Origin of the sequence: Nocardia terrae, from assembly GCF_009760405.1 — a bacterium.
GTDB lineage: Bacteria > Actinomycetota > Actinomycetes > Mycobacteriales > Mycobacteriaceae > Nocardia > Nocardia terrae.
In genome coordinates this window covers 365,843-383,146 of the sequence record NZ_WRPP01000001.1, presented here as the reverse complement: position 1 = coordinate 383,146, position 17,304 = coordinate 365,843, and the positions used below count along the sequence as shown (strand labels likewise).

The 17,304-nt window shown below is 69.9% G+C and carries 16 protein-coding genes; 4 read left to right on the top strand and 12 right to left on the bottom strand.

Features of this window, described 5'->3' with window-relative positions; all coding sequences use genetic code 11:
• Positions 1 to 227: 227 nt before the first annotated feature.
• The gene (gene ppgK / locus GPX89_RS01610) at positions 228 to 965 is read left to right on the top strand and encodes a polyphosphate--glucose phosphotransferase (protein ID WP_157386910.1); all 738 of its coding nucleotides are present in this window, start codon (positions 228 to 230) and stop codon (positions 963 to 965) included.
• A gap of 18 nt (positions 966 to 983) precedes the next feature.
• On the opposite strand, the gene GPX89_RS01605 is transcribed toward ppgK, so the two are convergent.
• The 7 genes from GPX89_RS01605 to GPX89_RS01580 all read right to left on the bottom strand — a co-directional run bounded on the left by GPX89_RS01605 (position 984) and on the right by GPX89_RS01580 (position 7,284).
• Complete coding sequence (locus GPX89_RS01605; protein ID WP_157354708.1) at positions 984 to 1,442, bottom strand: SRPBCC family protein; 459 nt, start codon at positions 1,440 to 1,442, stop codon at positions 984 to 986.
• Between the two features lie 13 nt (positions 1,443 to 1,455).
• Positions 1,456 to 2,823 carry a flavin monoamine oxidase family protein gene (locus GPX89_RS01600; protein ID WP_328601411.1) on the bottom strand — a complete coding sequence of 456 codons (1,368 nt, stop codon included), beginning with the start codon at positions 2,821 to 2,823 and terminating at the stop codon, positions 1,456 to 1,458.
• Entirely contained in the window at positions 2,820 to 3,752 is a 933-nt protein-coding gene (locus tag GPX89_RS01595; protein ID WP_328601410.1) for a carbohydrate kinase family protein, read from the bottom strand. Before GPX89_RS01595 ends, GPX89_RS01600 begins: the two co-directional genes overlap by 4 nt.
• Positions 3,752 to 4,423 (bottom strand): class II aldolase/adducin family protein, encoded by a 672-nt coding sequence (locus tag GPX89_RS01590; protein ID WP_157354707.1) that lies wholly within the window; start codon positions 4,421 to 4,423, stop codon positions 3,752 to 3,754. The genes GPX89_RS01595 and GPX89_RS01590 overlap by 1 nt, the downstream gene beginning before the upstream one ends.
• A 4-nt stretch (positions 4,424 to 4,427) precedes the next feature.
• The gene (locus tag GPX89_RS01585; protein ID WP_198347220.1) at positions 4,428 to 5,627 is read right to left on the bottom strand and encodes an MFS transporter; all 1,200 of its coding nucleotides are present in this window, start codon (positions 5,625 to 5,627) and stop codon (positions 4,428 to 4,430) included.
• Positions 5,628 to 5,647: 20 nt separating this feature from the next.
• Positions 5,648 to 6,130, bottom strand: a complete 483-nt coding sequence (locus tag GPX89_RS43660; RefSeq protein WP_198347219.1) for a hypothetical protein — start codon at positions 6,128 to 6,130, stop codon at positions 5,648 to 5,650.
• A 134-nt stretch (positions 6,131 to 6,264) separates the two neighbouring features.
• Entirely contained in the window at positions 6,265 to 7,284 is a 1,020-nt protein-coding gene (locus GPX89_RS01580) for an AraC family transcriptional regulator (RefSeq protein ID WP_157354705.1), read from the bottom strand.
• A gap of 178 nt (positions 7,285 to 7,462) precedes the next feature.
• Here GPX89_RS01580 and GPX89_RS45720 point away from each other — a divergent pair, with 178 nt between their 5' ends.
• Positions 7,463 to 9,436, top strand: coding sequence for a YhgE/Pip family protein (locus GPX89_RS45720; RefSeq protein ID WP_157354704.1), 1,974 nt, complete (start codon positions 7,463 to 7,465; stop codon positions 9,434 to 9,436).
• On the opposite strand, the gene GPX89_RS01570 is transcribed toward GPX89_RS45720, so the two are convergent.
• The 4 genes from GPX89_RS01570 to GPX89_RS01560 are packed head-to-tail and all read right to left on the bottom strand — an operon-like array spanning position 9,433 to position 11,486.
• Positions 9,433 to 9,936 (bottom strand): cupin domain-containing protein, encoded by a 504-nt coding sequence (locus GPX89_RS01570; protein ID WP_157354703.1) that lies wholly within the window; start codon positions 9,934 to 9,936, stop codon positions 9,433 to 9,435. The genes GPX89_RS45720 and GPX89_RS01570 overlap by 4 nt on opposite strands.
• 49 nt (positions 9,937 to 9,985) lie before the next feature.
• Entirely contained in the window at positions 9,986 to 10,117 is a 132-nt protein-coding gene (locus GPX89_RS45265; RefSeq protein WP_268893241.1) for a hypothetical protein, read from the bottom strand.
• Positions 10,114 to 11,058, bottom strand: coding sequence for an alpha/beta fold hydrolase (locus GPX89_RS01565; protein WP_157354702.1), 945 nt, complete (start codon positions 11,056 to 11,058; stop codon positions 10,114 to 10,116). Before GPX89_RS01565 ends, GPX89_RS45265 begins: the two co-directional genes overlap by 4 nt.
• A complete protein-coding gene (locus tag GPX89_RS01560) occupies positions 11,058 to 11,486 on the bottom strand; it encodes an SRPBCC family protein (RefSeq protein WP_157354701.1) in 429 nt (142 codons plus the stop codon). The genes GPX89_RS01565 and GPX89_RS01560 overlap by 1 nt, the downstream gene beginning before the upstream one ends.
• Before the next feature lie 130 nt (positions 11,487 to 11,616).
• On the opposite strand from GPX89_RS01560, the gene GPX89_RS01555 reads away from it, so the two are divergent.
• Both GPX89_RS01555 and GPX89_RS01550 read left to right on the top strand, forming a co-directional pair.
• Positions 11,617 to 14,328 (top strand): AAA family ATPase, encoded by a 2,712-nt coding sequence (locus GPX89_RS01555; RefSeq protein ID WP_157354700.1) that lies wholly within the window; start codon positions 11,617 to 11,619, stop codon positions 14,326 to 14,328.
• Positions 14,329 to 14,402: 74 nt separating this feature from the next.
• Positions 14,403 to 15,446, top strand: a complete 1,044-nt coding sequence (locus tag GPX89_RS01550; RefSeq protein WP_157354699.1) for an alpha/beta fold hydrolase — start codon at positions 14,403 to 14,405, stop codon at positions 15,444 to 15,446.
• Between the two features lie 74 nt (positions 15,447 to 15,520).
• Here the strand turns inward: GPX89_RS01550 and GPX89_RS01545 are convergent, their stop codons facing one another.
• Positions 15,521 to 17,131 (bottom strand): ABC-F family ATP-binding cassette domain-containing protein, encoded by a 1,611-nt coding sequence (locus tag GPX89_RS01545; protein ID WP_407939303.1) that lies wholly within the window; start codon positions 17,129 to 17,131, stop codon positions 15,521 to 15,523.
• Between the last annotated feature and the right edge of the window lie 173 nt (positions 17,132 to 17,304).

The window sequence follows — 17,304 nt, the reverse complement described above, 5'->3', positions numbered from 1 at the left end:
CCGGTTATCTTGCCGAAAACCCTTCTGTCCCTTTTGCCTAGTTCACTCCGATTCGATGATCGAATACCGAATCAGCTGGCGGCCGCATGACTGTTTCGACTTTGGTACAGCAGACCGAGAATATCGAAACGAATCAATCATCCTGGGAATGGCCAGGGCGGAGTCCAATGTCCCGGCGCGCTGCGTGGCTCTGTCCGGGATCGCGATCGGGCGGCTACGGTATCGCCATGCGCGCGCTCGGAATCGATATCGGCGGAACGGGTATCAAGGCGGCTCCCGTCGACGTGGTCGCTGGGACGCTCTTGGCGGAGCGGAAGAGGATCGAGACGCCGCGGCCGGCGGAACCGGAGGCGGTGGCGGATGTTGTCCGGCAGTTGACTTCCGAGTTCGGCTGGACCGGCCCGATCGGCGTCACATTCCCCGGCGTGGTCGCGGGTGGGGAAACACGCACAGCGGCGAATCTCGATCCGGCCTGGATCGGGATGAACGCGCGCGATTTGTTGAGCAATGCGGCCGGACAGCCGGTCGAGGTGTTGAACGACGCCGACGCGGCTGGGATCGCGGAGATGGTGTTCGGTGCCGGGAAGGGGATCACCGGGACCGTGCTGGTGCTGACCTTCGGGACCGGGGTGGGCAGTGCTCTGTTCACTGACGGGAAGTTGGTGGCGAACACCGAGTTCGGGCATGTCCATCTTCGGGGGCACGACGCCGAGCGGCGCGTCTCCGAGCAGGCCCGCGAGTTGCACGACTTGAGCTGGGGTAAGTGGGCGGGGCGGGTTCAGGAGTATTTGCAGCATATGGAGGCGTTGCTGTCGCCGGAGTTGATCATCATCGGCGGTGGGATCAGTAAGAAGGCCGACAAATTCGTTCCGCTGATCGAGGGTGTCCGGGCCCAGATCGTGCCTGCCGCCATGCGCAACGACGCCGGTATCGTGGGCGCCGCCATGGCCGCGACGCCCGCGTGAACCGCTGAACCGGGTGGGTCAGCCTTCCGCGATGAGCAGGTCGGCCAGGTTGGACATCGAAGCCTGCATGCCTTGGCGGGTGCCGGGTTGGATGACGCGATGCAGCAGGCGGCCGAAGGGGGCCGGGGCGATGCGGTATCGGACGGCGTAGGTCATTTCGGTTCCGGCGTCGACGGGGCGGAATTCGAAGATATTGGTCATTTCCCGGAGCGGGTCGAAGCCGACGCCGGTGTCGACGCGGCGGCGCAGCGGGTCGATCTCGCGGACCGTCCAGACGGATCGGGTGGTCAGGGGGCCGAGGGTGCGGTTGCGCTCGGCGTAGGTCTTGCCGATCTCGGCGGTGCCGTGGTGGTCGGTCACGTCCAGTACTGCGGCCACCCATTCGGCGTAGCGGGCGGTGTCGGAGACGACCTCCCACACCCGTTCGACGGGGGCGGGGATCACCGCGCGTTCGGAGATTTCGAAATGCTTTGGCATGGCGGGCCTTTCGTCAGATCTGCGCGAGGACGGCGCGGGCGGTGTCGCGGCCGGAGCGCACCGCGCCGTCCATGAATCCGTTCCAGTGGTCGGCATGCTCGGCGCCCGCCCAGTGCACGAGGCCGAACGGGGTGTCTCGCCAGGCGCCCAGAGTCGACAGCACGCCGGGGCCGGGGACCGAGGTCGGTCCGCCGCGCGTCCATTCCTCTGCGGTCCAGTCCATTTCGAAGTAGTCGATCGGCCGCAGCGCGTCCTTGCCCACGACCTTCGCGAACTGCCGCAGCACCGCGCCGCGGCGCTCCCGGGGCGCCCGGTTCGCCCATTTGCGCCACTGCGCGCCGCCGACGAAACCCATCAGCACACCGGGGCCGCCGTCGGGCGGGGTGTTGTCGAACATGGAACACACCGGGGAATCGGCACGGAACACGCCCTGGCCGTTGAGTCCGTCGGCCCGCCAGAACGGTTCCGGGTACACCGCTTCGCATTTCATCAAGGTGCCGAAGGCCAGGCGGGAGAACAGCGCGTCCTGCTCCGGCGGCAGCAGCGGATGCCACGCGATGCGCGCGGCGAGAGCGGGCGGTACGGCCACGATCACCCGGGCCGCGCGGTAGACGCCGGAGTCGGCGGTCACGCGCACGCCGTGCGCGTCCTGTTCGATCATCCGCACCGGGGAATCCAGCGCCACCCGGCCGTCCAACTGCTCGGCCATGAGCTCCGAAATCCGCTGGGAGCCACCGATGAAACGTGATTCCTGCGCGCCGCCGGTGACCCCGATGCCGCGGTCGATGGTGCCCGGCGTGGTCTCGTTGCCGAAACCGGCGATGTACCACAGGCTGAACAGCAGCGAGGCGTCGGCGGCGGACCCGCCGTAGGCCGACCCCAGGAAGACGTTCACCAGGTCCAGCGCGCCGTCGGTGAGAGTGGTTCCGCGCAGCCAGCTCTCGAAGGTCATGCCGTCCCATTTGCGGGCGTGGTCCGCGCGCCAGGGCTTGTCCACCGGGACGGTGCGGGCCAGCGCGTTGATGCGGTGCATGGCGACGCCGAGGTCCGGGAGTGCGGGCAGGTCCGGCGGTATGTCGCCGGAGAAGCGGCGTGCGGAATCACCGCGCACGTACACGCTCGCGCCGTCGTTGTAGGCGGGGAAGGTCTGCACGTCGAGTTCGCCGGCCAGCCCGAGGATGTGATCCTGTGTGGGGCCGACGAACTGGCCACCCGCCTCGACTACCCGGCCGGCACCGAGATCGTGGTTCACGGTACGACCGCCGACGCGCGAACGGGCTTCCAGGACAGTGACATTCAGTCCCGCGGTGACCAGTTCGCGGGCGGCGGTCAGGCCCGCCAGCCCCGCGCCCACGACGATGACATCCGTCTTCTCACTCACAGCGTGGCCGTCCCTTCGGCATAGTCATCGGCGGCGGCCAGATCGAAGTCACCGTGATCGCTGCCCAGCCCCTGTGCCACGAGTGCCGCTGCCGCGCAGCCCAATACGGCGGCGGCCCGCAGATCACGCCCCAGGGCGACACCGCGCAGGAAGCCGGCCGAGAACGCGTCCCCGCACCCGGTGGTATCGACCACCTCGGTGGCGAAGGCCGGCACCGCGAACGTCTCGGAGGCGGTGACCACCAGCGCGCCCTGCGCGCCGCGGGTCGCCACCACGCAGCCGACGCCACGCTCCACCAGCTCGCGGCAGCCCTGTTCGAGGGTGGCGGCGCCGGTGCAGCCGAGCACCTGATCGTCGTTGGGCAGCAGATAGTCCAGGTGCGGCAGGGCCGGGGCGATCCAGGCCAGCACGCCCGGATCACCCGAGGCGAGCAGATCGGCCGACGTGACAACGCCTGCGGCGCGGGCGGGTTCGAGGATCCGCGCGGCCGCCTCCCCGCCGATCAGCTCGGGTCCGCCCAGATGCAGGTGGGTGGCGCGGGCGATCTCCTGGTGCGGAGCGTCGTCCGGCCCGTAGGTCAGGTTGGCCCCGGGCACGTGGAAGGCGGGGCGGCTGCCGTCGGGCCGGATCGGCAGCACCGACGCCGAGGTCTGAACGTCCTTGCGCCGCACCAGCAGCGAGGTGTCGATGCCGCGCGCGCCGAGCATGGCGAGCAGCAGGTCACCGATCGGGTCCGTGCCGATCGCGCCCGCGCAGCGTACGGTCGCGCCGAGTTTCGCCAGCGTGAGCGCGGTCCCGCCGGCGGTGCCCGCGGGGCTGAACCGGATCTGCTCGACCAGGGTCGCGCCCTGCCCGTCCGGGATCGCCTGCACCGGTCGCACCTGCACGTCGAACACGTGCGCTCCCAGGCAGATAATCGATTGGCTCACTACGTGTCCTGTTCTTCCAAGCGATGGGTGACGCCGTAGCCGCGGCGCAACGCGGCCTCGATGACGGCCGTCTGCTGTGCTTCGCTGAGCGTGCGCACCGGGCCCGAAACCGTTGCCTTGCGGTAGATCTCGCACAGCCACTCGAGCAGCAGCGTGTTCTCGACGGCGTCGTCCAGGCTCGAACCGAGGGCGACCGCACCGTGATTGGCCATCAGCGCGGCCCGCTTGCCGTCCAGTGCGGCGAGCACGTGTGCGGCCAGTTCGGGGGTGCCGAAGGTGGCGAACGGAGCCACCCGGATCGCGCCGCCGAGCAGCAGCTGCTGATAGTGCACGCACGGGATCTCGTCCACGACCAGCGACAGCGCGGTGGACTCGATCGCGTGGGTGTGCACGATCGCGCCCGCGCCGAACCGCGCGTACACCCCCAGATGCAGTTCCAGTTCCGAGGTGGGTGCGAACTCACCGGCGAGCACCCGCCCGGCCGGATCCACGACGGTGACATCCCCGGGTCCGGCGTCCGCGAGCCGGACTCCGGTCGCGGTCACGGCGACCTGATCGCCCACTTTGAGACTCACATTGCCCGCCGTGCCGATCAGCAACCCGGCCGCGGCCAGCTTCCGGGCCGCTGCGGCCACGGCGTCGCGCGCTTCGCCGAAGTCATTGTGCGCCATGGGATCACCGCGCCTTCGAGGTCGTTCGAATACTCGACAAGAAAGTCCTCTCGGAGGTGGACGGACGGGGTTCACCGCCCAGCCGCCGCAGCGCGGGCGTGGCGACGAGCAGCACGACGGCCGGAATCGCGAACGCATAGCCGAGGGCGGGACCGGCCGCGACCAGTCCGAGCGCCACCGCGCCGGCGACGGCTCCGGCATAGTTGAACAGATTGACCCGGGCGATCACTTCGTCGCTTCGTTCGGGCCGCAGATCGCCCGCCGCGCCGAACGCGATCGGCACCAGGATTCCGGTGCACACACCGGCGGCGGCGAACCCGGCGACCGCCCCGACCAGGGTCGGGACGACCGCGACGACACCGCAACCGAATACCCCGACCGCGGTGGCCGCGGCGGCCAGACGCGTACGACCGAAGTGCCGTACCGCCGGGTCCGCAGCGAGCCGAGCCAGGAACACCGCCGCCTGATAGGCGGCATAACCCAGCGGCGCGGCCGCGCTCGTGACGTGCAGACCGTCCGCCAGATACACCGTGCCCCAAGCGGAAACCGCCGAATCGACGGTGAACGCCGCGAGCACCAGCAATCCGATGAACCATATTCCACTGCGCGACAACGGGTCTCGCCGAGCGCTGTCGTCGTGGGGCCGGTGAGCGGCCCGCGCCCGATCGAACAATCGGAGACCGGCGCCCGCGACGGCCAGCTGCACGGCGGCGGTCAGCAGCAGCGGAAGCAGCGACGATGTCGTCGCCAGGCACGCCGATACCAGTAGCGCGCCGCCCACCGCCGCCGCGGTGTAGGCGGCGTACAGCCGCCCCAACAGTGCGGTGTCGCTGCGCTTTTGCGCGAGCACGCCCTGCATGTTGGACGCGGCGTCGACCATGCCCAGGCCGATTCCGTAGGCGGCCAGGGCGAAGACGAAGGCATCGAAGTCGGTGAGCCACGCGATCGCGAACAGCGCGGCCGCTTCCAGGACCAACCCCGAGCACAGCGCCTGCCGACTCCCCCAGCGCACCGCCACCAGGTCGGCCAGCGCCGAACCCGCCGCCGCCGCGACGCATACACCCAGCAGCATCAGCGACACCGTCGTCTCACCGATGCGCAGCCGCGTCTCGAGTTGCGGCAGCACGGTGACCAGCGCCGCGTAGCCGAGCCCCTGCGCCGCGTAAGCGCCTGCCAGACCGACGAATTCGGCGCGGTTCTTCACGGTGACTCCGATTTCTCCGGTCAGGGCAGAATGGGCTGCGGCGCGCTGATCTCGCCCGCCGCGTGCAGGGTGTCGTAGGCCTGGGCGAGCCCGGCCAGACCGGCCGGGACGCCGACCACGACACCGCCGATGATCGGGCCGATCGCGGCGCCGAGCCCCAGCCCGGGGATGCATCCGCCGATCATGCCGACGACGGCTCCGATCGCGCAGCCCGCGACCAGCCCGATCACGCCGCCCGCCATGGTGCCGGCCGTGGCGCCGAGCATGAATTCGTTTCCGGCCTGGTTCAACGCGTTGTTGATATCGGTCTGGGCGTCGATGGGCGTCGCGGCCGGGATCGGCGAAATCGCTTCGGCCGCAGGCGGAGCGGGCGCGACCGCGACGGGGGCCGGATCCGGGGCCGCCGCGGGCGCGGCATTGGCTGTCGCGGCTTCCGCGCCGAGCGCGACCAGGGCCGCCGTGGCGACCGCCAGAGTCATCCGGGTACGTGCAGTGTTCCGCATGGTGGATCCTTCGTTGATTCTTCGTCGCGTTCGCGCCGGGGTGGGCAGAAATTTAGGACCGGGTGAACGCCGTCACACGCGGCGGCCGCACGCTGACCGCCCACGCCCCCAGAATGGCCGGAAATCCCCCCTTGTCAGCCCGCGAGCCGCCGCTCGGCGCTGGGCGGATGTCCCGTCCAGCGGATATAGGCGCGCCGGAAGTCCCGGATATCGCTGTAGCCGACCTCCCGCGCGACCAGGGCGACCGGCAGCGCGGATTCGCGAAGCAGCAGGATCGCGTGGCGCTGCCGCACCCGGTCTCTGACGGCGCTGAAACTCTGCTCGGCCACGGCCAATTGACGGCGCAGGGTGCGTTCGGACATGTGCAGCTGACCGGCGACCTCGGCCGCCGACAGGGGACGGCACAGGTCCCGTTCGAGCACGGCCTCGACCGCGGCCACCACATCGGACTCCTCACGGCCTCCGCCCAGCAGTCGGCGGCACGCGTCGACCGCGAGGGCCCGGGTGGGTTCGTGGTGGGTCTTGAAGGCGATGCCGAGCGCCTGCGCGGGGAAGAAGGCGCGGTTGGCGTCGGCGGAGAATGCCACCCGGCAGCGCAGGAAACGCGCGTACTCGGCGGCGTAGGCCGGGGGCGGATAGGTCAGCTCCACCCGGGACGGCGACCAGTCCGAGCCGACGACCGTGCGCGCGAAGACCATCAGGGTGGACAGGGCTTCCTCGAAGAGAAAGGGGCGCAGCTCGGGCTCGGGCCGTCGTTCCCGGAAACGCACCGCGACCTCGTCGTCGAAGTACTCGAGGTCCACGTCGACCAGGCTGCCCGAGGCCAGATGCAGATCGAGCGCCACCGACACCGCGTCGCCGACCGTGGCGCACGAGCGCATGGCGACCCCGAGCATTCCCATCGACAGCAGCATGTCCCGGCCGCCGACCAGCAGGCCGAGCGGTTTCCCCGGCATGTCCCGCACCGCCCGCCGCAGCACCGCCGTCGTCTGACGGAACGACACCTTGACCGGGTCGGCGGCCAGCAGGTGCACGGCCTCGAGCCCGGTGCCGGCGAACCACGCGTCGACCTCGAGCCCTGCACGCCGGCCGATTTCCACGACCCCGCTCAGGACGGTGGGCGGGATGATCGGCAAATCGATTCGATCGTTCATGCGGCCCTGCCCGGGGACCACGCCACCCTTGAGCTGGTCACATGACCAATATTAGGCAATGCCGTGGTTCGCCTGCCGTTTTCCGGCCATGAAAATCATGTGAATGCCGCGCAACTGGACACATGACCATGTAGCTTCATGCCCCAAGTTCTGAAGCACGCAGTATCGGAGTCTCCCCGTGGCGGACAAATCGAATTCCCTCCCCACTCGTATCGGCGCGAAAATCCGCACACCGGCCGGGACTCGGGCGGCTCGGGCGCTGCTCGTGCTGGTGCTCGTCGTGCCGACACTGGTGTCCGCCGTCTACATGTGGATCATGTGGGACCCCGAGCTGTACCTGAAGCATGTCCCGGTGGCCATCGCCAATGACGACACCGGCGCCGTCACCGACGGCCACACCCAGAACATGGGTGCGGACATCCTCGACAATCTCGCCTCCGGCGGCGAACTGGAATTCCACCGGGTCAGCAGCGCCGAAGCCGACCGCGGGCTGCGGGAGAACCGCTACGCCTTCTCCGTCGTCATCCCGGCGGACTTCACCCGCGATGTCCTCACCGTCACCGATCCGCAGCCCAAGCAGGCGCGAATCTCGGTGCTGTACAACGACTTCAACGGCACGCTCGGTCCGGCCGTCGCCAACAGCGTGGTGGCCGAGGCGCAGCGCGAGATCACGAAGACCATCGGCCGCGAATACGCCGGGCAGATACTCGTCGGCGTCAACAGCCTCGGTTCGGGACTGGGCGACGCCGCACAGGGCGCGACCCAGCTGGCGCAGGGCGTCGGGCAACTCGCCGACGGTTCCCGACAGCTGAAGACGGGCCTGGACAGCGCCTCCACCGGCGCCGCGCAACTCGCCGCAGGCGCAGGCGATCTGCGCACCGGAGCGACCCAACTCGCCACGGGTGCAGGCGAATTGGTCACCGGGACGGACCAATTGGGGTCAGGGGCGGTGCAGATCCGCGATGGGGTGGACCAGATCGTCACTCCCCTGCTGGCGCTCGCCAAGCCCGCGGGCGATCTCGCGGACACGCTCGCCCCGGCGCTGGAGCGCTTGCGGGCCGATCCCGCGACCGCCGACGCCGCCGCCCAGCTGACCGGTCTGCTCGACCAGCTGCGCAGCACCAATCCGGATTCACTCACCGGCCAGCTGAACCAATTGCACGACGGCACCGCCGAATTGGCTCGTGAGCTGACCGATCCGAAGGCCGACTACCGCGCCGGTGTCCTCGCCCTCGCCGACGGCGGCGCTCAATTGCGCGACGGCGCGGGCCAGCTCGTCACCGGCGCGGACGAGCTGTCCACCGGGCTGCGGCAACTCGACGAAGGCGGCCGCCAACTCCAGGACGGCGTGGCCCAGCTCGGCGACGGCGCCAACCAGCTCAACGGCGGTCTGCAGGGCGGCGCGGCGTCGGCCCCGCACATCGCGAACACCGACGGCTCCGCGTACATGGTCGCCGAGCCCGTCGTCATGGACATCCACAATCAGGAACCGAGCCAGATCGTGCGCGACGGCGACCGCAGCCACAAGGAGATCGCCGGTGGCGCGGGCCCGGTCATCGTGGTGATGGGCGCGTTCCTGGCCGCCGTCGTGCTGTGGATGCTGGTGCGCCCCTTGCGCGGTCGAGAGTCCGGCTCGCCGTGGCGTCGCGCCGCCGCTCCGGTATTGCGGGGCAGCGGGATCGGTCTGGCCTGCGGAATCGCCGTGGCGGCAGCGGCGGCGGCCTACGCGAGCTCGGTCGGCTGGTCGCCGCACCAGTGGCCGGCCATGGCGGCGGTCGTGGCCCTGGTGGGCATCACCGCCGCCCTGACCACCCAGCTGTTCGTCGTGCTGTTCGGCCGAGTGTCCGGTTCGATCGCCGCTTTCGCGTTCTTCATGTTCCAGACCTTCGCCTTCGGCGGCATATTCCCCTCCGGGACAACCCCTTCGGCCTTCAAGCCGTTCGAGGTCATCGCCCCGATGACCTACGCGCGCCGCGCCGTCATCCGCGCCGACATCGCCCTCTACGACCAGATGTTCTGGATCTCGATCCTCATGCTGCTGCTGATGATCTCGGGCTCGGTCGCCCTCATGATCGGTGTGCGGTACGCCCGGAATCGAATGACCGACCGACCGTCCCGCCACACCGAACACCTGGTTGCCCACCCCGCCTAGACCGGGCCGCCCTCCGGCAGATCGGCGGGACGCATTCCCGGCGGGCCGAGGATGACATCGCCGATTTCGGTGGTGATCCGGCCGAACAGGTCGAGATCCCACTCGGTGTCGGCCGTCGCCTCGGCTTCGGGCGTACCGGCGCGACGGATGAGATCGACGAAGTGCGCCGGGGAGCTCATGGTGAGCACGCGAGCTCCCTCCGGGCCGACCTCGAGGGTGTGCGGGGTGTTCATCGTGATGGTGTAGAAGTCGCCGGGGCCCAGGGTGTACGTATCCTGGCCGGCCCACACGGACACCTCGCCTTCGACCACCCAGAGCCGCTCCTCGTAGCGAGTGTGCTTGTGCAACGGGGTATCCGAGCCCGGTGGCAGCGTCACATCGGCGAGATCGTGACGGCCGTCGGTCTCCTCGGCCGTGGTGAGGATGGTCAATCGCAGGTGCTTGCCCAGTACGAATCGGCGGTCCGGTGCGGCGGCGGGCGGGGGCGGGAACGCGGGCATGAGAGTCCTCCGGAGTAGGTATCGAGGGTTCGCAGGCGACGCCGAGGGGCTAGCCCATGAGCTGGCGCGCCGACGGGCCACGGCCGTGTAATACCGCGGTTTCGGACCAGAGGAGCATCGCGACCGGGCCGCAGACGAAAAGCTCTGCGATCAGCCGGCTTTCGGTGGATTGCCGCTTCATTTGCCGGCTCCTTCGGGGTTGCCGACGCTGGGCGAGGGCAGGGATCGCGTCGAGAGGACGAAGTCGCGGACCGCGTCGGTGAAACGGCCGGGTTCTTCCAGATGGCCCAGATGGCCGCTGTTTTCCAGGGTTGTCAGCCGGGAACCGGGTATGAGGGCGTGCAGTTCCCGCGCCCAGCGCGGGCCGCAGATGACGTCGAAGCGGCCCACGATGACCAGCGCCGGGACGGTCAGTTTCGGCAGATCGGCTCGGTCGTCGATGATCTCGGGTGAGCCGAGGGCGTCCAGGCCCGAGATATGGCTGGCGCGCAACGCATCTCGCAGCGGAGCCCAGCGCTGCTCGTCGCCCCAGTAGTCGGCGATGTACGAGGGCAGGACGCCGCGGGCGACGGCGAGGGTCTGTTCGTCGCTCGTAATGTCCTGCATCGCAGCGAATGTCGCGAGCACGTCGTTCAGTTCGGGCCGGTCGGCGTGCGCGGCGGCGAACTCCTGGAGCCGCCGCGCGGCCTCCGCACCGTGCTCGGGTCCGGTCACCGGCGCGCCCTCGTAGAGGATGACGCCCGCGAGCCCGGTCGGGCGGTGGATCGCGTGGTAGGCGGCGACGAACGCGCCGTGCGAGTGGCCCAGCAGATACACCTCCGGCACGCCGAGGTGGTCGATGATCCGTTGCAGCGCAACGCTGTAGCGCTCGCGGGTGTAACCGTTGGGATGCGTCGGCAGGCGGCCGGACTCACCGGTGCCCAGCGCCTCGACGTACACCATGGTCAGGTGCTCTTCGAGCGCCGGCATGCGCAGGTACTCCCAGTGGATGCCCGGCCCGCCGGGGTGGGCCAGGCAGACCGGCCCGCTGCCGAACACGTGGTAGCGCTGGGTGAGGCCGTCGGAGTCGAAGGCGTGCACGCCCGGTGCGAGCGCTCCGGAACCGTTGTGCGAGGCGGACATCACGCGGCCCGCAGCGGAGTGGCGAAGGACTTGCGCAGCGAGGACGGCCCGACCAGCGGCAGCAGCGCCGCCAGGATCTTGCCCTTGAGCGCCTGCGGGGTCCGGGTCAGTTCGACGTCGACGCGGCAGCCGGGCAGGTCGGGCGTGATCTTGAAGACCCAGCCGCCGCCCGCGCCGAAGAGCTTGGAATCGAGGGTGGTGACGGTGACGGTGTCCCCGGCCGGGTCCCAGTCGTAGCGGGCGCGCTCCCAGGCCGCGGCGGTGCCCTCGGTGACCTCGGCCCAGTTGTCGCCGCGGGCGTGGACGGTGAAGTGTTCGGCGTCGATGCTGGGCCACGCCTCGGGCCGGGTGGGCCCGAAGTCGGTGAGCACGTGCATGACTTCGGCGGGAGACAGGGTGGACATCAGGTGAAAGCGAACGGTTGTCATGGGAAATACCTTCGCCGCCACCGCCGGGCCCCCGAATCTGTCAGATGACGCTGTCTTGACGTAATCAAGTTTCGGTAGGGTCTGCGCGGGTCCCGCACATCCGCTCGGGGCCCGGAGGAGGATCCGCACCATGCCGCTGTTCGGACGCGACACCGAGCTGAAAGACCTGTCCGCGCTCGTGGACGGCCCCGGCGACCTGAGCGGAATCCTGATCGAGGGCGAACCCGGCATCGGTAAGTCGACGCTCGTCGAGCAGACCGTAGCCGCCGCGTCCGCCGCGGGCCTGCGGGTATTGCGGACAGCCGGGGTGGAAGCCGAACGCAACCTCGTCTTCGCCGGGCTGCACCGGCTCCTGTATCCCCTGCGCCGCTCGTTCGACACCCTGCCACCGCGTCAATTCGACGCGCTGGCAACCGCCTTGGGCATGTCGGAGTCGACCGACGAGCCCAGCATCCACCTGGTCGGCCTGGCCGCCCTGACCCTGCTCGCCGACACGGCGGCCGAGCGGGCGGTGCTGGCCGTCGCCGAGGACGCGCACTGGCTCGATACGGCCAGCGCCGAGGTGCTGGCCTTCGTCGCGCGCCGCATCGCATCCGAACCCGTTGCGGTGCTGGCGACTTCACGTACCAGCACCACCTCGCCGCTGTCCGCCGCCGGCCTGACCGTCATGCGGCTGGGTCCGCTGCCCGACAACGAAGCGAACGCGTTGCTCGACAGCATCGCACCGGGCCTGCCCGCCCAGCTTCGCCACCGGGTGCTCACCGAGGCCCACGGCAACCCGCTGGCGCTGACCGAATTGCCAATGGCCGTACCGGATCTCACCGATGCTGACACGCTGCCGCTGACCGAGCGTCTCGAGCATGCCTTCTCGGCGCGCGGTGCGGCCTTGCCCGCACCGACCCGGTCGGCCTTGCTCGTCGCGGCCCTGAACGACGGAGACTCGGCCGACGAGACGCTCACCGCCACCGGGATCCTCCTGGGATCCCCGGTGGCATCCGAGGTGCTCGCGCCCGCCGTGGCCGCCCGCCTGATCGGCATCGGCTCCGGCACGGTGACTTTCCGGCATCCGCTGGTGCGCTCGGCCCTCGCGGCGGCGGCGACCGCCGAGGAACGCCGCCGCGCCCATCTGGCCCTGGCCGAAACGCTCGGCGAGCTTCCCGATCGTCAGGTGTGGCATCGGGCAGCGGGCACGCTCGGCCCCGACGAGGAGGTCGCGGCGGTGCTGGAGGCGGCGGCCGAACGGTCCCGGCATCGCGGCGGTGCGGTCATGGCGCTGGAACGGGCCGCGGCCCTCAGCGCCACTCCCGGTCGCCGCGCCGATCGGCTGCTGCGCGCGGCCGAACTGGCCGTCGACTCCGGGCACCGCGACACGGTCGAACGGCTGGTCGCCGCCGCGCGCATGCTCCCCCTGACGTCCGCTCAGGAGGCCACGGCGAAATGGGTCCTCAGCGGATTCGAGGACGGTATGCGCGAAAGCCCTTCGCACATAGGTGAATTGGCCGCACTGGCGGCCTCGGTCGCCGCCGATGACTTTCCCGACGCCGGTCTGCGGATTCTGTGGGGCGCGGCGGCGCGGTGCTTCTGGTCCGAGCCCGGGCCGGAGATCCGGCGCGCGGTGCTCGCGGTCGCCGACACCTTCGGCATTCCCGACGGTGATCCGCGCAAGCTCGCGATCGACTCGATCGTGGCTCCGTTCGAGCGCGGCGACGAGGTTCTCGGCCACCTGCGCACGCTGGCGGCGACCACCGGGCGCGATACCGAGGTCGATCACTTCCTCAGCAGTGCGGCCTACCAGGTCGGCGCGTTCGATCTCGCGGCGCATTTCGCGGCCGCCGCCGCGCCCGGATTCCGCTCCTCCGGGCAGCTGGGGCTGCTGACCCGGGCACTCGCGATCCAGGCGTGGAGCCTGGCCCGGGTCGGCGACCTCGCCGCCGCCGCGCCCATCGCCGCCGAGGCCGCGACCTTCGCTTTGGAGACCGGGCAGCCCTTCATGCACGCGTCCATCACCAGCGTCCAGGCCGAGATCGCCGCCCTACGCGGGGATTACACGGAGGCCACCGCGATCGTGGCGGACGCCGAACGCACCGGACTCGCCGCCGCGGTGCGGCCCGTGCTGGCCACCGTGCAGCTCACCCGCGGGCTCATCGCGCTCGGCGAGGGCCGATTCGATGACGCCTTCACCGATCTGGCCCGCATCCACGATCCGCGCGACCCGTCGCATTCCCCGGCGCTGGCCGCCTATTTCCTCTCCGAACTCGCCGAGTCGGCGGTCCGTTCCGGACGCGTCGACGCCATGGCCGACCTGCTGCGCGAACTGGAACCGGTAGCGGCGGCCACGCCGTCACCCGCCCTGCACATCGGAATGCGCTACGCCCGAGCGGTTCTCGCCGGTGACACGGCAGCGGAGCTGTTCGCCGCCGCGCTGGCGGCGGATCTCACCGGCTGGCCCGCCGAACGCGGCCGGCTGCACCTGGCGTACGGCGAATGGCTGCGGCGCCAGCGGCGGGTGGTGGAATCTCGCACCCATTTGCGCACGGCCCGAGAGATTTTCGACGCTCTGGGGTTCACCGCGTGGAGTGAGCGGGCCCGCCTGGAACTGCGCAGCGCCGGTGAATCCAGCCCGAATCGCGACCCGGATGCCCGGGAGCGGCTCACCGCGCACGAGCTGAGCATCGCCCAGCTGGCGGCGCAGGGTCTGACCAACCGGGAGATCGGGCAGCGCCTCTACCTCTCGCACCGGACCGTCAGCACCCACCTGCACCGCATCTTCCCCAAGCTCGGCATCAGTTCCCGTGGCGACCTCGCCGCGCTGCTGCCCACCCTGGACGAAAAGGCCAGTTGAGCGAGGACTGACAGCCACCGATTACGTCATCCGACGCAAGCCGGGTCCCCGGTGCGCTGCCTAGCGTCGACGGCATGAACATCAACCGACGCCTGGTGAGCGGGGTGCTGGCGGCGGGTGTGGCCGCGGCCACCCTCACCGCCTGCTCCACCGCGCCCGCCACCACGGTCCCCGCGACCACCACCGTTCCGGGCGCGGCCCTGCGCACGGGGTCGGGAGCCAATACCAGCCTGGGCCCCATCAAGAAGATCGACGCCGGTCTGCTGAACGTCGCCTACGCCGAATTCGGTCCCGCCACCGGGCAACCCGTGATCCTGCTGCACGGCTGGCCCTACGACGCCTACAGCTACGCCGACGTCGCTCCGATCCTGGCCGCGTCCGGATATCACGTGTTCGTGCCGTTCCTGCGCGGCTACGGCGAAACCCGTTTCCTGTCCGCGCAGACCGTGCGCAACGGCCAGCAGACGGCCATCGCCCGCGACATCGTCGACTTCATGGACGCCCTGCACATCGACAAGGCCGTGCTCGGCGGATTCGACTGGGGCGCACGCACGGCCGACATCATCGCCGCCCTGTGGCCGCAGCGGGTCAAGGCCATGGTCGCGGTGAGCGGCTACCTCATCACCCAGCAGGCCGCCCAGCAGCAGCCGCTGCCGCCCGAGGCCGAATTGGGCTGGTGGTACCAGTACTACTTCGCCACCGAGCGGGGTCGTGCCGGTTACGACCGCAATCGGCACGACTTCAACAAGCTGATCTGGAAGCGCGCCTCTCCCGCATGGAATTTCGACGACGCCACCTACGAGCGCAGCGCCGCCGCCTTCGACAATCCCGACCAGGTCGACATCGTCATCTCCAATTACCGGTGGCGCTTGAGCCTGGCCCCCGGCGAACCCCAGTACGACGCCTATGAGCAGCAGCTCGCCACCGGTCCGGCGATCTCCGTGCCCACCATCACCCTCGGCAGCGATTTCGACGGTGCGGCCAAGGACGGAAAGCCCTACCGCGCCAAGTTCACCGGGAAATACGAGCACCGCGTCCTCGACGGCATCGGGCACGATGTTCCGCAGGAAGCCCCGCATCCGTTCGCCCAGGCGATCATCGACGCCGACCATCTGTGACCCGGGCACGAAGCCTCCGGCCACACCATCGAGTTCCGGCTCCGAGCACTCAGCGTGCCCGGAGCCGGAGTCGTTCACAGGGAATCGCGCTGCCGCATACCGCCACCGGGCTCGAGCTCGACGACGGTGTCGATCCCCATCCGTCGCAGGAACGGATAGTCGTGGCTGATCACCAGGATCGCGCCGCGGTAGTCGCCCAGGGCTTCGATCAGCTGCTCGACGCTGGCGATATCGAGGTTGTTGGTCGGTTCGTCGAGGATCAGCAGCTGTGCGGGCGGGTCGGCGAACAGCAGGCGCGCCAGCGAGACCCGGAAGCGTTCGCCGCCCGACAGCGTCGAGACCGGACGCTCCACACTGCTACCGCGTAACAGCAGGCGGGCCAGCTGATTACGGATGACGGCCGGTGCGGTGGCGGCGGCCACCGCGTGCACATTGTCGAGCGCACCGGCCTGCTCGTCCAGATTGTCCAGGCGTTGCGGCAGATAGCCGACCCGGTCGGTGAGCAGCACGCCGCGTTCGGGATGGCTGCCCGCGAGCAGGTTCTCGATGAGCGTCGATTTGCCGACGCCATTGGGGCCGATCAGCGCGACGCGTTCCGGGCCCTGGATGACGATGCGCCGCTCACCGTCGCCGAGTTCGGCGATGCGGCGGCTGCGCGGCACGTCCGGGTCGGGCAGTTCGAGATGAATGTGCTCGTCCCGGCGGACCCGGGAGGACGCGGCATCCAGGATCTCCTGTGCGGCACGGACTTTGGCGTCGAGCGTGGTGCGCATGGCCCCGGCGGAGCCCTGCGCCCGGCTGGCCCGGTTGCCCGCGAGAATCCGCGGGATTCCGCCGTCGCGCTGGGTCGCGCGGGCCGTGCGCTCGCGGCGGGCGAGCTTGGTCTCGGCCTCGATCCGCTGCCGCTTCTCGACCTTCAACGCCTGTTCGGCGGTCCGAGCCGCTTGCACGGCCGCCGCCTGCTCCTGCTCGACGTACTGTTTCCAGGCGCTGTAGGGCCCGCCGAAGACCTCCAGCGTCGCTCCGCGTAGTTCCGCGGTCGCGTCCATCCGCTCGAGCAGTTCGAGATCGTGGCTGACCACGACCAGGGTGCCGGGCCAGGCATCCACGAATTCACCCAGTTTGGACCGGGTTTCGCGGTCGAGGTTGTTGGTCGGCTCGTCGAGCAGGGTGATGGGGGTGCGCCGCACGCGCAGCCCCGTGATCGCGACGAGGACGGCTTCACCGCCGGAGATCTCCCCTACCTCGCGGTCGAGATCGGCGGCGCTGAAACCGATCTCGTGCAGCGCCTCGTCGGCGCGGGATTCGATGTCCCAGTCGTCGCCGATCGTCTCGAAGTGCTCGTCGGCGGTCTCGCCGGACTCGATCGCGCGCAGGGCCGCGAGTTTGCCCGCGATACCGAGCAATTGCGCGATGGTGGCGGTGCGGCCGAGGGTGAGCGTCTGCGGGAGATAACCCACCTCACCGGTGGTCTCGAGGTGTCCGGAGGTCGGTGTCAGGCGGCCGGCGATCAGCCGCAACAGCGTCGATTTCCCGGCGCCGTTGCGGCCGACCAGTCCGGTGCGCCCGGTGCTCAGCGTGCCGTTGAGACCGGACAGCGCGACGGTGCCGTCGGGCCATTCGAAGGACAGATTCCGCAGGGTGATGGCGGAGGGCATGGATGTGCCTGAGTACATGAAAGACATGGTTCGTCGACTCTTCCTGCTCGGAGAACGAGCGGCCGGACGTGAATTGGGAAACGTCGCGGAGCCGGACGAAGGCGAAAGGATCTCGGGCCATGGGCAGTACCCGGGCACCGAGCGAAATGGGTGAGAAAGCGCCGCCTTCGACCGGGCGGCTACAGTCTGTCGACTTCCTC

Bases quoted from the DNA above. Each gene is read 5' to 3' on its own strand.
- GPX89_RS43660 (WP_198347219.1), bottom strand. From the start codon at position 6,130: ATGCGGAACACTGCACGTACCCGGATGACTCTGGCGGTCGCCACGGCG.
- GPX89_RS01580 (WP_157354705.1), bottom strand. From the start codon at position 7,284: ATGAACGATCGAATCGATTTGCCGATCATCCCGCCCACCGTCCTGAGC.
- ppgK (WP_157386910.1), top strand. From the start codon at position 228: ATGCGCGCGCTCGGAATCGATATCGGCGGAACGGGTATCAAGGCGGCT.
- GPX89_RS01570 (WP_157354703.1), bottom strand. From the start codon at position 9,936: ATGCCCGCGTTCCCGCCCCCGCCCGCCGCCGCACCGGACCGCCGATTC.
- GPX89_RS01605 (WP_157354708.1), bottom strand. From the start codon at position 1,442: ATGCCAAAGCATTTCGAAATCTCCGAACGCGCGGTGATCCCCGCCCCC.
- GPX89_RS01565 (WP_157354702.1), bottom strand. From the start codon at position 11,058: ATGTCCGCCTCGCACAACGGTTCCGGAGCGCTCGCACCGGGCGTGCAC.
- GPX89_RS01560 (WP_157354701.1), bottom strand. From the start codon at position 11,486: ATGACAACCGTTCGCTTTCACCTGATGTCCACCCTGTCTCCCGCCGAA.
- GPX89_RS45265 (WP_268893241.1), bottom strand. From the start codon at position 10,117: ATGAAGCGGCAATCCACCGAAAGCCGGCTGATCGCAGAGCTTTTCGTC.
- GPX89_RS01590 (WP_157354707.1), bottom strand. From the start codon at position 4,423: ATGGCGCACAATGACTTCGGCGAAGCGCGCGACGCCGTGGCCGCAGCG.
- GPX89_RS01555 (WP_157354700.1), top strand. From the start codon at position 11,617: ATGCCGCTGTTCGGACGCGACACCGAGCTGAAAGACCTGTCCGCGCTC.
- GPX89_RS01550 (WP_157354699.1), top strand. From the start codon at position 14,403: ATGAACATCAACCGACGCCTGGTGAGCGGGGTGCTGGCGGCGGGTGTG.
- GPX89_RS01545 (WP_407939303.1), bottom strand. From the start codon at position 17,131: ATGTCTTTCATGTACTCAGGCACATCCATGCCCTCCGCCATCACCCTG.